The sequence below is a fragment of the Colwellia sp. BRX8-9 genome (assembly GCF_014077245.1).
GTDB lineage: Bacteria > Pseudomonadota > Gammaproteobacteria > Enterobacterales > Alteromonadaceae > Colwellia_A.
Map to the genome: position 1 here is coordinate 12,350 of NZ_JACGVN010000007.1, position 15,160 is coordinate 27,509.

At 36.3% G+C, this 15,160-nt stretch carries 10 protein-coding genes; 1 reads left to right on the forward strand and 9 read right to left on the reverse strand.

Annotated features, from left to right (window positions below; genetic code table 11):
• Positions 1–117 precede the first annotated feature (117 nt).
• Complete coding sequence (locus H4J70_RS07545) at positions 118–2,232, forward strand: S9 family peptidase (protein ID WP_182250829.1); 2,115 nt, start codon at positions 118–120, stop codon at positions 2,230–2,232.
• A gap of 97 nt (positions 2,233–2,329) precedes the next feature.
• Here the strand turns inward: H4J70_RS07545 and trxC are convergent, their stop codons facing one another.
• From trxC to H4J70_RS07590, 9 genes are all read right to left on the reverse strand, one after another.
• Positions 2,330–2,785, reverse strand: coding sequence for a thioredoxin TrxC (gene trxC, locus H4J70_RS07550; protein ID WP_182218365.1), 456 nt, complete (start codon positions 2,783–2,785; stop codon positions 2,330–2,332).
• 277 nt (positions 2,786–3,062) lie between these two features.
• Positions 3,063–5,459, reverse strand: a complete 2,397-nt coding sequence (locus H4J70_RS07555) for an RND family transporter (RefSeq protein WP_182250830.1) — start codon at positions 5,457–5,459, stop codon at positions 3,063–3,065.
• Between the two features lie 40 nt (positions 5,460–5,499).
• On the reverse strand, positions 5,500–6,363 hold the full coding sequence (locus tag H4J70_RS07560) for a VacJ family lipoprotein (RefSeq protein ID WP_182250831.1): 864 nt from the start codon (positions 6,361–6,363) through the stop codon (positions 5,500–5,502).
• Positions 6,364–6,799: 436 nt separating this feature from the next.
• Positions 6,800–8,731: an EAL domain-containing protein gene (locus tag H4J70_RS07565; RefSeq protein ID WP_182250832.1), complete on the reverse strand. Its 1,932-nt coding sequence runs from the start codon at positions 8,729–8,731 to the stop codon at positions 6,800–6,802.
• A 4-nt stretch (positions 8,732–8,735) separates the two neighbouring features.
• Positions 8,736–9,395: a transglutaminase-like cysteine peptidase gene (locus tag H4J70_RS07570; protein WP_259366455.1), complete on the reverse strand. Its 660-nt coding sequence runs from the start codon at positions 9,393–9,395 to the stop codon at positions 8,736–8,738.
• Positions 9,396–9,458: 63 nt separating this feature from the next.
• The gene (locus H4J70_RS07575; protein ID WP_182222906.1) at positions 9,459–10,097 is read right to left on the reverse strand and encodes an OmpA family protein; all 639 of its coding nucleotides are present in this window, start codon (positions 10,095–10,097) and stop codon (positions 9,459–9,461) included.
• Complete coding sequence (locus H4J70_RS07580; protein WP_182222905.1) at positions 10,090–11,484, reverse strand: TolC family outer membrane protein; 1,395 nt, start codon at positions 11,482–11,484, stop codon at positions 10,090–10,092. The genes H4J70_RS07575 and H4J70_RS07580 overlap by 8 nt, the downstream gene beginning before the upstream one ends.
• 57 nt (positions 11,485–11,541) lie before the next feature.
• Positions 11,542–12,915 (reverse strand): HlyD family type I secretion periplasmic adaptor subunit, encoded by a 1,374-nt coding sequence (locus H4J70_RS07585; RefSeq protein ID WP_182218375.1) that lies wholly within the window; start codon positions 12,913–12,915, stop codon positions 11,542–11,544.
• On the reverse strand, positions 12,912–15,086 hold the full coding sequence (locus H4J70_RS07590) for a type I secretion system permease/ATPase (protein WP_182218377.1): 2,175 nt from the start codon (positions 15,084–15,086) through the stop codon (positions 12,912–12,914). Before H4J70_RS07590 ends, H4J70_RS07585 begins: the two co-directional genes overlap by 4 nt.
• Between the last annotated feature and the right edge of the window lie 74 nt (positions 15,087–15,160).

Consider the following 15,160-nt stretch of genomic DNA (forward strand, 5'->3'; position numbering starts at 1 on the left):
GAGCTCTGCATAGTCTCTTTACAAGCGTTCACTTAATCTAAAAAAGCTCGATAGACTTTTATCGCGCTTTTTCTTAAATTATTATCATTTCATTTATTATTTAACTAGGAGCACTTAGTGCCAACATCATCATTTATATCAGCGGCGTCAGACAAAAAAATTATAGCACCAATAGCTACAAAAATTCCTCATACGATGGAAAAACACAATCACCAACGCATCGATAATTATTATTGGATGCGTGATGACCTGCGCAGTGATGAAAAAGTTTTAGCACACCTTAATGATGAAAATAATTATGCTGATGCCATGTTGGCCAAGCAAAAACCTTTACAAGCACTACTTTTTAATGAACTTAAAGACAGGATTGTCAAGGACGATAATACTGTTCCAGCAAAAGATGGAAAATATTGGTATCACAGCGAAATTAATGGCGAGCAAGAGTTTTCCAACTATTACCGAGCAACAAGTTTTGCCGGTGAAAATAAAACACTCTTATTAGATGTTAATGAGCGCGCACAAGATCATGAGTTTTATGATTTAGGGGACTTATCAATAAGTCAAAATGACCAAATCATGTCAATATCTGAAGATACCGACAGTCGTCGTATCTATACCATTCATTTTAAAGATTTAACTAAGACATCTGATGGGCCAGATGCTTATTTAGCCGATATTCTTGTTGAAACTGAAGGACAAGTTGTTTGGTCGAACGACAATAAAACCCTTTTCTATGTAAAGAAAGATTTAGAAACTTTGCTTGGCACACAAGTATATCGCCATACATTAGGAACACCACAAGCTGATGATGTGCTTGTTTATCAAGAAGACGACCACCGTTTTTATATCAGCTTAGATAAGAGCAGAGATGACTCTCAGCTTTATATTTGTTTACATGCCACTGAATCTACACATTATTTAGTACTCAGTGCCGATGAGCCCAATGGGCAGTTTACCGAATTATTACCTTATCAAGAACAACATGAATATCACGCCGATAAAATGGGTGAATTTTTTTATATTGTGACTAACTATCAAGCTAAAAACTTCAGGTTAATGAAAGCCACGGCTGCACAAATTGATGATATCAATAACTGGCAAGAAATTATTCCCCACAGAGAAAATGTACTGGTTGAAGGCATTGAATTATTTCACCGTTTCATTGTAATAACCGAAAGAGAAAATGGTCAAATTCGTTTTATCGTGCACACAACTCAGGGAGAAAATGCCGGTCATCACTATCCACTATCTTTTGATGACCCCTGTTATTTTGCTTGTCTTGACGAAAATCCGGAGCCAAACAGTACCATCGCAAGATTATATTATTCTAGCTTAACAACACCCGATTCTTTATTTGAATTTGACTTAGTAACAGGTGAGCGAAAGTTACTGAAACAGCAACAAGTCTTAGGTGGCTTTAACCAAGACGATTATCAAGCAGAACGTCTATTTATTAACGCTCGTGATGGTGCAACAGTACCAGTGTCAATTGTTTATCGTCGCAATAGTTTTAAAAAAGATGGTACCAACCCACTTCTTCAATACGGTTACGGTGCTTATGGCTTAACCATAGATCCTGATTTTTCGAGTCAAACGTTAAGTTTACTTGATAGAGGATTTGTTTATGTTATTGCCCATGTTCGTGGCTCAGAAATGTTAGGCAGGCAGTGGTATGAAACCGGTAAAAAAGCGCTTAAACAAAATACCTTTAATGACTTTATTGATGTAACTAAGGCATTAGTTGCCCAAGGATATGGCGCTAAAGATAAAATATTTGCTTCTGGCGGTAGCGCTGGCGGCTTATTAATGGGCGCTGTGGTCAATCAAGCACCGGAACTATATTTAGGCATTGGCGCTCATGTGCCCTTTTTAGATGTGTTAACAACGATGCTCGATGAAAGCATACCGCTAACCACCAATGAATATGACGAATGGGGAAATCCAAACGAAGCACAAGCCTACCAAGATATTTTATCTTATTCACCAATGGATAATATCACTGCTCAACACTACCCAAATATACTGGTGACCACCGGATTACATGACTCACAGGTTCAGTACTTTGAACCAATGAAGTGGGTAGCTAAAATGAGAGAGCTTAAAACAGATGATAATTTGTTGTTGTTTAAGACAGATATGGACGCTGGCCATGGCGGTGCATCAGGACGATTTAAAAGTTTAAAAGAAAAAGCTTTAGAAATGAGCTTTTTTATCTCGCTATTAAACGAATAACGTTAACTGATAAAATCGTTTAACTTGTTACTCACAAGGATAATCTTTGTCTCTTGTGAGTAACCACAGCACCTATATAGAATGTTCTTTACGACACTTATAATGTGTTTGTCATCGGTAAATTTTCAGTTAGCCATTGTTTGAACTGTGCTTTGGGTAAGGCGCCGGACATTCGAGCAATTTCTCTGCCGTGATGAAATATCATTAAAGTAGGAATAGAACGGATATTATGCCCTCCTGCGGTATTTTGATTGCTTTCAGTGTCTAACTTCACAAAACAAGCTTGTGTAAACATATCGGCAGCAACCTGTTCAAAAGTGGGTGCAAATTGTTTACAAGGCCCGCACCACGGTGCCCAAAAGTCGACAACAACAGGTAAACCGTTGTCGGTAATATAACGGTTAAAGTTTTTATCGCTACCAACAACAGGGTTAATAGAAAGCACAGCTTTACCACACTTACCGCATAGAGGCTGGTCATTGAGCTTAGCCTTAGCTAGACGATTTTTCGTACCGCAACTTGCGCAAACTATTTGAATAGGTGAATCAGTCATAGTAAATCTCACTAAAAAGTATTTTAAAATTCGTTTAATATAAAAAGTAAATATGGGTCTGTACGGGCTTTAATTCAAGCATCTAAATTAAGACCGTTAATTTCAACCCCATTTAACTAGTTACTTATTGAAATATATATCTATTTATAAAGAATAAAAACCGCCACAATTAAACTTTACCCTTATCAGTTTTCGCATTAGCCGATCAGCAGTTAACGTGTGCTTTGATATTTAATTTTTTAACTGATTCATTAGCTCGATTAATATCTTTAAAAGATTAGCTTTGTTTAAGGTTATTTTTAGTTAAATATTTTTTCAATAATACCGGTAAGGTTGTGATGTCGGTAACCAGAGCAACTATCATCGCCACACTGGTCAGTAAACCAAATAATATACTTGGCACAAAATTAGAAAATATTAAGGTGCCAAAACCGATAACAATAACGGTAGTCGTATATATTAATGCATAGCCAATCGATAAATTTGTCCGCTTAATCCAATCATCGCTATTAGCTTGGTCAAGTTCCATTTCTTCTATATAGCGGTGAATATAATGAATAGTATCGTCCATTGAAATTCCCATAGCTACGGCGGCTATAGTAATAGTCATTAAATCTAGCGGAATTGAAAATATTCCTAAGACGCCCATAATCACTACGGTAGTAATAAAATTAGGCACTAAAGCAATCCAGGCAACTTTGAACGATGAAAATATAATCATCAGTGTTATCGCCATCGCACCATAAACAATGAGTATCGTCAGCACTTGCGAATCGAGCAAACGTGACAGTACATCTTGATAAAGGATGAACAAACCAGTTAATGTATACTGCTGCTCTTTAATGCCCATTGCAGATAATTCTTTATGAATATGTGCCAACAAATCGGCTCTATTTAAATCTTTAGTGCTGTCTTGAACCCGCATAGAAATTCGTATTTGGTTATTTTTTTCTGAAAAGTAAGCGCCAAAAAGTTTCTGCTGTAACTCAACATCTAAACTTTTGTAGAGTGCGGTAAGTTCATATTCTGTCAGGGGTTTACCATAGACAACTTGAGCAATTTTAGTGAAGTCGGCAATTGAGGTAATCGCACCAATGGCTTGCTCTTTTGCTAACATATTTTGAATATCTGTTACCGTCTGCACTGCACTGGCTGAGATAACTAATCCTGATTTTATTTGCTTATCTGGAATATTCAATAACAGGTCAAATGGCGTCGAACCACCAAACTCTTGATCGATAAAGGTTAGCTCTTTTCGAACATTGGTTGATTCACTAAAGTAATTTAAAAAACTATTCTCTGCCGTTAACTTTAGGCAACCCAAGGCACCAACAAGGGTGATCAAAGTAGATATAATAATAATCTTTTTTGGCTGATTTATAACAAAAGTTGCTGCGCCTTTCATTCCCCTTTCAATCTGATGATGCTGCTTAACAAAACCTTGTTTATTAAAAATGACCAAGAGTAATGCGGGGAAAAAAGCCAAACTAACAATGAAGCTAACCAGCATGGCAACAACCATCATCCAACCAAAACTTATAACTGGCTGAACACCACTGAAGATAAGTGAGCCAAAACCAATAGAGGTCGTTAAACCTGCATAAAAACAGGGTTTTATTTTTTGTTTAATGGTTGCCAATACAAGTGTTTGATGATCCCAGTCGATGTGTTTTAACACCAACTCTTGGTAATGTACAATAAGGTGAATTATCATCGCTAAAGACAAAATAATTTGCAGGGCAAATACATTCGCTGAAATAACAGTAACTTTAAAGTCCAGTGCCGCGAGTAAACCTATCGTCATAACAACACTTGTTGCACAGCAAACTATGGGTAAAACTACCCAACTTACTTGCCTAAACAAAAAACACAACAACACAATAACCACCAGAACAATTAAAGCACCAAAAAGAACTAAATCATTCTGGATAATTTGAATTAACTCATATGACAATAAATTATTACCGCCTAAATAAAAGGCCCCGTCTTTTTTATAGGGCAATAGAAGCGCGCGAATATTTTCAATTTCATCAATACGAGTTTGCTCGAGTTGCTTATTAAGTTTCTGCTGTTGTTGCTTTAACGCTTCAAGTGCATATTGTTCTTTATCGGTGAGTTCTCGGGTTAATAAGTGACGTTTAATGTCAATAATATTGTCATTTACCTGTTCAACTTTTTTATTTGTCTTAAAAACCACTTGCAACGAAAATGCCGTTTGATCTTTGTTAATAAGCAAGCCCTCATACAAAGGGTGTTTTTTTAAACTTAGCGAGAACGTTTGCTCATCAAACTTTCTATTTTCCCAAGTTAACTCTTCAACATCCGCAGAGACTGTTTTAGCAGAAGAAAAAATAGGCACATTAACAATACTATTGACCTGTTTAACACGAGATACTTTCTCTATTTTTCTGCCAAGTTCAGATAAGATATCAAGATTAATTGTCGAAAATAACTGGCTGTTACTTGGTTTAAATGCAATCAGTATAAATTCTTCAGAGCCATAACGTTGATTGGCTAGCTGGGTTAAAATGTAATGTTTATTGTTATCGACTAACAAAGTATCTGCAGAGGCATCAATCTCAAAGTTTTTCGCTTGCCAGGCTAATGTAGCCGTGAGTATGCAAAAAATAATACAGCTGGTATAAGCCCAAAAGGTTGCACTCGCTTTAAACATATTTATTCCACTTTTGGGTTAGAAGTACTAACAAAAGGCGTTATTGTTGCTTTTGCTTTTCGGTTTTAAAAACTTCATTACGACGTGCTTGACCATCACGTTGGATACTTTGCATATATAAATTACGTGTAAACTCATAAGGGTTTTCAACATCAGTTAATACCTGTGGATACTTAGCTAAAATAGGCGTTTGTGCTTGAATACCATCAACCAATAATAATTGTTGAGCTGCCCTCTTATCATTAATAAAATTAAGAGGATGTGCTAGGTAGTTGAACGATAATGATGCCGTATCACGTAAGTCTGAAGGCCCAAGTAAAGGTAAAACAAGATAAACACCATGTCCGACGCCATAAGAAGCAAGAGTTTCTCCGAAAGTTGTTTTATCACGTTCCAGTTCCATCATGCTGTTGGCTGGGTCAAATAAACCAAACAAACCTATGGTACTATTTACCAACACTCGAGCAAGACTGTTACCCGATTTAGAAAGCTCTCCTTGAAATAAATGATTTAACGCGTAAAGCGGTTCACGTAAATTGTAAAAAAAGTTTCGAATACTTTGATCAACAGGCAAAGGAACAACTTTTTGATAACCTACTGCGAAGGGGCTAAGTACGTAGCGATATACTTTATCATTAAATTTAAAAATGGGCTCATTGATAAATCTTAATGAATCTTCTGGCTCTTCATAGCTGATTACGCTTGGGATATTTTCTTCAGCCGCTATTTCATAGGGGCCTTTTAAGGAGGATTCACTTATTATAGCTTTTTCAACAACGGCCTCATCGTTTAAAGATGAGCACCCTACTACCTGTGTCAAAAATAATAAGAATAAAGTACTTTGTGCTAGGTTTTTAATAAACCTCGATAAATTAAATTTTTTAGTATTATTGATACTTGTCATTCTAAATCCCTGGAATTTGAACAAACTATGGATAACTCATAGTGTTAAATATGACATACCTCTAATGACTTGTGGTTGTTTATTTTAAGATAAATCGTTTATTTAACACATCACTAATCACTTGCTTTTTTGTACCTTAGTCCAAGGTTCTGTACAAAAAAGCAATAATGTTGTTTGCTTGCGCTAACAATTGACTAATCCTTTTGTTATTAATTGTTCTTTTGTAATGGATTAAATTAAGAAGCGTAACGTTTTCATATTTTACTGGCGTTGCTATATATGGGTAAATATTTGATAAAAATTTTCTCCACTTATAGCATTCCTTAAAGAGACAAAAGATGAATATTGTCTCTTTCATAAAATAGTGCCTAAAAAACACTTAATCTAGATAGGAGAGCTAAATTATTAAGCCATTAAAACTTTAATACCCATAAATTTAACTGAGATTAATATCAACGTCTTCAACTGGAGAAATATAGCCTTGATAACCCTCTGCTTTTAATGAATTAAAATCTGCTAATTGCGCTTGGTCTTCAATTCCGGTAATAATAACCGAGATATTCAGTCCTTTCGCCACATTGACTAGCGCACGGCAAAGTTCTTTATTGTGATTTAACTTCTCATAATAAGCGAAAGATAAGTCTAATTTTATATAATTAGGTAAGAGTTTTTGTAAATATTCTAAAGAGCCAATTTGACGACCACACTGGTCAATACCTATCTTAGCACCCGCTGCTCTTACAATTTCTGCTAGCTGATAACATTGCTCAAACGAGGTTATGGCTGCTGATTCGGGTATTTCAAAAGAAATACGTTCGGCATAGGCGGATTGCTTAAGGTATTGCGCTAACCATTGAATAAATTGTGGATCTTTTAAACTATCATGCGTTAAATTAATCGCGATGCCCTCATCTGCAAGGGCCAAAATATTCTGCTGTTCGATTGACTGCAATAAACATCTGTCTAGCTGAGCACCTAACGATAACAACTCTATAAATGGCATAAACTCAGATGCGGTGACAATTTGTTTGTCTATGTATAAACGACAATATATTTCGCGCTGAATAACTTGTTGAGTCGTCATAGCTAAAATTGGCTGCCATTGAAAACTAAAATGGTTGTTATTAATAGAATCAACCAATTTACTGCGCCATTGTTCACGGCTATATTTTTGTGGTTGATCCGCATCTATCCAATGACTTATTTTATGCTCGCGTTGTGCTTGTTGTAGTGCATTATCAGATTGAGATAACAAGTCAGCCGAATTCATGTTATCAATGCGTTGACTAACACCTAAGGCAAAACGAGTATTAGGTGTGCAACCTGCTTTTGCTATCTCTTGATTAATGATCCTAATTAATGACTGCAAGTAGACTTTTATGACGCTTTTTTCTGCTTTAGTGATCAAAAATGCAAATTCGGTGTTGGCAATTCGTGCAATAATACATTCGCTGATTTCTGGCAACTCGGCTTGCATTCGTTTTGACACAACCTTAATAATTTCATCTCGGCCTTGATAGCCATACTTACTATGAACATCTTCAAGCCAATCAAACTTAGCTAAAATAAGTCCGCCAAATCCAGGCTCATTTAACCAATTATTGATTTGTGCAGACAAATATTGTCGATTAGGCAATTGAGAAACCTGATCGATAAATTTATCTTCTTTTAATTCATTAACCTCTTCATCCAAGGTCGAAAATATTTGTTTTAACTGTCCTGACATCGAATTAATCGCGCCAACGACATCTTGTAACTCTATAGTTTTCGGTAACTCAAGGTCTTGACCAAACTTACGTTGTGAAATGTTTTTCGCGTGTATAGCTACATTATGTAATGGTTTTAAAATTCGATTCAATTTGAACCTTAAAACAATAATAGAAAGAATAAAAAGCAAAGATAAAATCATCAAAGTGTCATTCATCACCCGCCATAACTCTTGATAACCTAACGCGGGGTGACCTTCAATTTCAATTGTTGCTAGTTGCAACCAACCTGAGGTAATTAAACTTTCTTTTTTTTGTATGGCAAATAAATCTAGATTTATAAACCATTGTGGAACCCCTTCAATAACAATTGGATTTTCCCAAATTTGCTCTTTGCCATCAACCAGCCATTTAAGCGTCACCTTGCGATAGAAGCCGCCTTCAAAAATGACATTAACCAAGGTTTCTGCTGTGGCTACATCTCCAGTTTCAATATGAGGCCTCAACATTAAACCTAACGAAGTTATAGTGTTGTTTAAATCAGAATCCATCTGCTGATTCATAAAGTCGCGGGTTTGTGTAAATTGAAAATAAACTAAACTGGTCATAACTAGTAAAAAAAGTGCGAACAGTAATGAGTTTATTTCTCTAAATAGGGTCATGGTCTTAAAACTCCATTTTAATTTTGGGTTGTTTAAGTTTTGAAGTAGTTATACGCTGTCTTAAGTCTCGCCAAAGTTTAAGCTTTGATGATTTTCCACTAAGAATTCCTTGCCCCTTTGCTTTGTTCAACCATAATTGACTGGCATTAAAACTATATATAGGGATCAGATCGTTGCGCTGATTTGCGGGTTTTATAACACCGTCTAGATTATCTAAAATTAATGGTACGGCACTAGGCGTTTCGTAGTAAGCGAGTACCATATGGTATTGATTAAGATTGACGGCTTTTACCATAGTGATCCTCATTTTTTCATCCGCAATACCCATTTCTAATAAGGTAAAATATTTAGCAATTGAATAGTCTTCGCAATCGCCACCATTAACACCGATAAATTCGATAGGTGTCGCCCAATAATTGCTCACCCCCCAAAGTTTACTATCATCAATAAACCTAAACATATTAAAGAATTGATTAACTTCTTGTAATGTTTCTAAGGGTGAATGTTGAACTTTTGGTTGCATTAATTTAAACCAGGCTTTGCCTCTTTTACCTGCTCTTTCTCCATAACTTTTTTCTAATGATGAGACAATTTCTTTTTCATTAAGGGGCTGTGTAGATTGAGCAAATATAGCCGCTAAACATATTGTGGTGATGAGAAGCATTTGGATGGGCTTGATGACCATCCATTTAAAAAAAGAACTTCTTCTAATGCTACTCATTAATAATTAATTAGCTTGGTTCACTGTATAAATGGTCCATTTGAGATCATCAATTTTTTCTATATGAGATATCTCGGCCATTATACGACGATTTTCAGCATGCGCTTGTTCAGTATCTGCTAAGTTTTCTAAGCGTTCAAAGCCATAACCAATTGAAGAGATACGCTCTTCATTAATTTTAAAATCATTGATTAGTACCAAAGCAACCGCTTTAGCGCGATTATTTGACAGCACTTGATTTAATTTTGCCACGCCAACTTTACTGCTATGCCCTTCAATCACTACATTGATTTGCGGATTCATTTTAAGAAGTTCTGCTAACTTACTGATGTCTTCATTTGCTTGGTCTGACAGTTGATAAGAATTGTTAACAAATTTAACATCAATTTTAAAAGGCATTATTTTAGACGTTTGAGTACCACAACCATAATTGTCAATCGCAGCACCAATAGAAGTCCCATCACATTTTTCACGCGCTTTTACTACACCATCACTGTCATAATCAGTTAAATCATAAAGCTGCTGTACCGAGTCTTCTAATGTAACTACAGGAGTATCAGCACAAGCACTAATAAATAATACTGCAAAAGCGACCACTAAATATTTTGCCGTAACTTCTATTGGCTTAATTGATAACTTATTCATTGTAAGCTCCTTGTTCGTATTCGTGTTCACCTTTCCATTTTGATGATCTTGTTACTCTCAATGAATCAAGTAGCAGGCCTGTTGCATTTAACAAACGATACTGAGCGCTTAATTCATTAAAGTCTGCATCAAGGTAATCCTTACGAGCTTGAAACAATTCATTTTCGGTATCAAGCAGATCGAGAAGATTTCGCTGCCCAATATCGAACTGCTGTTTGTAGGCTGCCTGTGTATCTTTAGATGTAATAACATGTTGCTTTAGATATGTTTTTTGTAAAGCTAACATTTCAAAAGCATTCCACGAAAGACCAAAACTTTCAGTAACTTGACGGTGAGCGTTATAATTAATTTCCTGCGCTTCTGAAATTTTATAGGCTGCACTTCGTTCGGTAGCAATGTCTTTTCCACCCGAGTAAAAGTTGTAGCGTAAGCGCAGCATTGCTGTTGCATCATTTCGATGACCACCTACGTCAGCGCCAAATCGATTAATACCACTTTCACCACCAATATCATTGTCAGAATTTACACCGAGCTCTAAAGATAAGGTTGGGTAATACCTAGCGTTTATTGAGCTTTTAAATGAACGAGCCGCATTAATATCTTGCTGAGCAGCTTTAATTACCGGATGACGTTTTATTGCTAGAGTTAACCCCGTTGCTTTATTTTTAGGTAACATATCAGCATCAGGTACTGGTAGCACAAGGTTACTCGGTTGTGTATTCGTTAAACGAATAAATTGTGACCTAGCGTCAAGGTTATTATTACGCGCCGAAATCATGTTAGCTTGCGCGCGGGCTAGCCGCCCTGTAACTTGAGACAAGTCGGCAATATTACCCAGTCCTGAATCAGTACGTTCTTTTATTTGATCATAAATGACTTGGTGTGAGGCAATGTTTATTGCTGATAATTTAACAAGCTCATCTGTTTTTATAAAATTTAAATAGGCTTTAGCTACTTGTAAAGCAAGATCTTCTGCATTGGCAATTAATGTCCATTGCTCAGCGCTCGCTTCGAATTTAGTTCTATCTATTTCATTACTCGTGTACATGCCATCAAAAAGAATTTGTTTAATACTAACACCAAATTCACCACGGGCTAATTCAGTTTCACCGTCATCGCCGATGGTAGCATTTCGTCTATTTCCGGGAGTATCTGTATATTCATAACCATAACCAGCAGTTAAATCAATAGTTGGAAAATAGCCTGCTGAGGCACGATTAACATCTTCTTCTTTAGATTTAAATCGTGCAAATGTCTGACGAATATCAGGATGTGTATCAAGTGCGTTTGCAACGGCTGCCTCTAAACTTTGGGCATAGCTATTAGCGGAATATAATCCCGATAAGCCTAAACACCAAACCATAGTTACTTTATTTAATTTAAACATAATGTTATTTATAAATACTCCATATTCTTATTATTATTAATTGCTAGTAGACAAGCCTTACCGTTCCCTTAGTGCAGCCTCATTCGCCCGTAATATGGGGTTTAAAATATATTCTAAAATTGTTCGTTTACCCGTAATAACATCAACATCTGTTAGCATACCTGGAATAATTGGCATTTCTTTGCCATTTTTATTCTTAATGCTTGAAGCATCTGTACGTACTCTAATAAGATAAAAACTGTTTCCCTCTTCATCCTGTGTTGTATCGGCACTTATGTGCTCTACTTTACCCGTTAACCCGCCATATCTTGTAAAGTCATAGGCAGTGATCTTAACAACAGCTGGCAATCCAGGATAAATAAACGCAATATCTCTGGGCTTAATTTTTGCTTCAACCATCAATTTATCTTCGGTGGGCACAATTTCAGCTATGGTTTCACCCGGCTTAACTACTCCACCTAAGGTATTAATGTGTATGGTTTTAATAGTACCAATAACCGGCGATAAAATTAATGCTTTCGTTACTTTATCTTGAGCACCAACCTGTGATTCATTAATTCGAGATAGTTTATTCTCTAATTCATTAAGCTCTGATCTCGCTTCTGTTCTATAAGCAAGTGCTGTTTCTCGACGATTTAAAATTGACTCTTGTATGGCAGACTTTAATTTTGGTGCTAACAAACGAACCGCACTTAATTCACCTTTAAGCTCATTCACGCTACGTTCTAACTTATAGAGTTCGATTTTTGAAACAATGTTTTTTTCTGCAAGCGGTCGTGTTAAGTCGAGTTCTTTACTGGCTATCTCATAACTTATTTTTAAGGTATTAATTTTCGAAACTAATTCAGCAACTTCTTGTTCCCTTTGTTGTATCTGCTGGGCTTGAATTGCTAATTGATTGATTAAATTATCTATTCTTCCAGAATACTCTTCTTGTTGTCTTTCAACCATAAACTTAGCGTTTTGTTGCAAATCGTCTGGGTAAACGGGTACTTTTATATTTATTTCTATTTGTCGTTGCCAACTTTCGCTAACACCAATCAATATACTGGAAAGCTCAGCTCTAAGGCGAATGACATTCGCTCTAAGGCTACTCACTTCCTGTTTTTGTTCTGCAAAGTCAGATCTAAAGCGAGTATCATCAATACTTGCAATCGGTTGCCCTTTAATTACTTGCATACCTTCTTGAACAAAGAGTTTTTGTAATACACCACCATCTAAACTTTGTATAATTTGTACTTGAGTTGATGGTATTACCTTGCCCATTCCTGAAGTAACTTGTTGAAGTTCAGAAAAATATGACCAAATAAGAAAACAAAAAAGTAATCCGCCCATTGCCCATATAGTTAACCGATGTAAACTTGGCACTTCCGTTAGCATTGCACCATATACATCATCAGCCATTTCTAGGTCTTGTTGGCTAACCTTCATAAGTTCGCCTCTTGATTTAAGTTTTCGCCTTTGAGTTGCGCTAACACTTTATCTTTTGGACCATCAATAATCAATTTACCTTTATCTAAAACAAGAATTCGGTCAACCAATTTTAATAAATCCATTTTATGGGTAATTAATAACATAGTGCGATCTTTTGCCGTTGCATTGATTGCTTCAATAAACTTCTTTTCAGCACGAGCATCAAGACTCGCGGTTGGCTCATCTAACAGTAATATTTGAGGTGAATTTAATATCGCTCTGGCTAAAACAATTGACTGTCTCTGGCCACGTGATAATGCACTACCACTTTCCCCCACTTGTTGGTCAAGGCCTTGACTATTATGATCGGTAAAAGCACTGACACCAGATAATTGAACCGCTCTAATAAGTTGATACTCAGTAACTTGACGAGTACCAAAGAGGATATTGTCGCGGATGGTACCATGAAATAAGACAATATCTTGTGGTAAATAGCCAATGTTTTTTCGTAAGTCACTAGGGTGAATTTGCCGGTGATTTAAACCATCAAATTGAATGCTACCCTTGCTTGGCTGATAAAGACCTAATAGTAATTTAGCTAGCGTTGTTTTACCCGAACCATTATGGCCAACAATGGCGATTCTTTCTCCTTGATTAATTTTTACTGACATTGGCTGCAAAGAGTCACTTTCTGCATTAGGGTACTTAAAACTGATATTTTCAGCATTTATATTGCCGCTGAGTTTTGTTCGACTAACCAAATGAGCTTTGTCTTCAAATTCGCCTTCTTGCTCCATTAAAGTATCAAGTTGTTTCAAAGCACTTAAGGTTTGATTAGAGCGCGTCATTAGGCCAGCAAGCTTAGCAATAGGAGATATAGCACGACCGGTTAACATAACAGCCGCTATAATTCCCCCCATCGAGATTAAGTTTTCTGATACCCGATAGACACCTAACACTACAACGGCGACTACTGATATTTGTACAATAAAACTCGCAAAATTTAAGACCGAATTAGTGATCATTTTAGATTTAAGTAACCAGGTCGAGGTATGACCAACCATTTGCTGCCAAGCTCTTTGCACAACACCTTCTGCGCCATTAGCTTTAATAGATTCTAAAGCGCTTAAACACTCAATCAGATGTCCATGGCGTAAACCCGAAAACTTATTACTTTCTTCTATCGCTTTACGCAGTTTAGATTGATTTAATAATGTGTAGCCAATGATAAGTATTGAGGCAATAATTGGAAACATCACTAAGTCTCCTGCAACAAGCCAAATACAAAACATAAAAAGCACAGCAAAAGGTAAGTCAACTAAGGCACTTATTGTCGCAGAAGACAAAAACTCTCTAACACTGTCAAATTCACTCAGCTGCTTTGCCATTCCACCGACACTTGGCGAGCGTTTTTCAAGCGGTATACCAATCACTTTAGCAAATAATTTTGAAGAAACTTCAATATCAATTTTCTTGCCTGCAACATCAATTAGATAACCACGAAGTTGTTTTAAAATAAAATCAAAAATATAAGCGACACCGGCACCAATGGCGAGTACCCAAAGCGATTCAAAAGCGAGATTAGGTATCACTTTGTCATAAATGTTCATCACAAAAAGTGGTGATACCAGAGCAAAAACATTGATCATTACTGACGCAATAATTACATCTCGGTATATCGATGAAGTATTCTTAATTTTCTGCCATAACCAATGTTCTTTTGAACTATTAAGATGAACATCGAAATTTCTATCACCGCGATATTGCTGCTTTATTAAAAATAAATAGCCAACAAAACTCGATTCTAATTCCTCTATTGTTAACTGTTCTTCACCGCCAGTTTCAGGTAAAGAAACTGTTGCTATATTTTTTTCAATATCGAGTTCTTGTAATACTAAGGCTTTTTTATCTTTTAGCATCAAAATACAAGGTAACAACATTGAGGGTAATTCATTCAAGCCTTTACGCACTAATTTTGCACTTAACCCTGCGCGAGATGCTGCTTGAGGTAACAGCTCTGGTGTAAGATTAGCACCAGTAAGTGGTAAACCAGCCGCAAGCGCTTCAGGAGAGCACGGGTTACCATAATGCTCTGTTATAAGCACTAAACTGTCTAACAGAGGGTCTGAACTTAACTTTTGTGAAGCGTTAATTGTCCATTGAGTTGACTGTTGCACTGTTGATTGCACCTAGTATGTTATCCCTTAAAAAAGCCAATAAGCTAATGATGTTGGAAAGTACATCTCATCATTAGCTCATTGTA

Excerpts from the sequence above, each read along its gene's own strand:
- trxC (WP_182218365.1), bottom strand. The coding sequence starts at position 2,785 with ATGACTGATTCACCTATTCAAATAGTTTGCGCAAGTTGCGGTACGAAA.
- H4J70_RS07555 (WP_182250830.1), bottom strand. The coding sequence starts at position 5,459 with ATGTTTAAAGCGAGTGCAACCTTTTGGGCTTATACCAGCTGTATTATT.
- H4J70_RS07560 (WP_182250831.1), bottom strand. The coding sequence starts at position 6,363 with ATGACAAGTATCAATAATACTAAAAAATTTAATTTATCGAGGTTTATT.
- H4J70_RS07565 (WP_182250832.1), bottom strand. The coding sequence starts at position 8,731 with ATGACCCTATTTAGAGAAATAAACTCATTACTGTTCGCACTTTTTTTA.
- H4J70_RS07570 (WP_259366455.1), bottom strand. The coding sequence starts at position 9,395 with ATGCTTCTCATCACCACAATATGTTTAGCGGCTATATTTGCTCAATCT.
- H4J70_RS07575 (WP_182222906.1), bottom strand. The coding sequence starts at position 10,097 with ATGAATAAGTTATCAATTAAGCCAATAGAAGTTACGGCAAAATATTTA.
- H4J70_RS07580 (WP_182222905.1), bottom strand. The coding sequence starts at position 11,484 with ATGTTTAAATTAAATAAAGTAACTATGGTTTGGTGTTTAGGCTTATCG.
- H4J70_RS07585 (WP_182218375.1), bottom strand. The coding sequence starts at position 12,915 with ATGAAGGTTAGCCAACAAGACCTAGAAATGGCTGATGATGTATATGGT.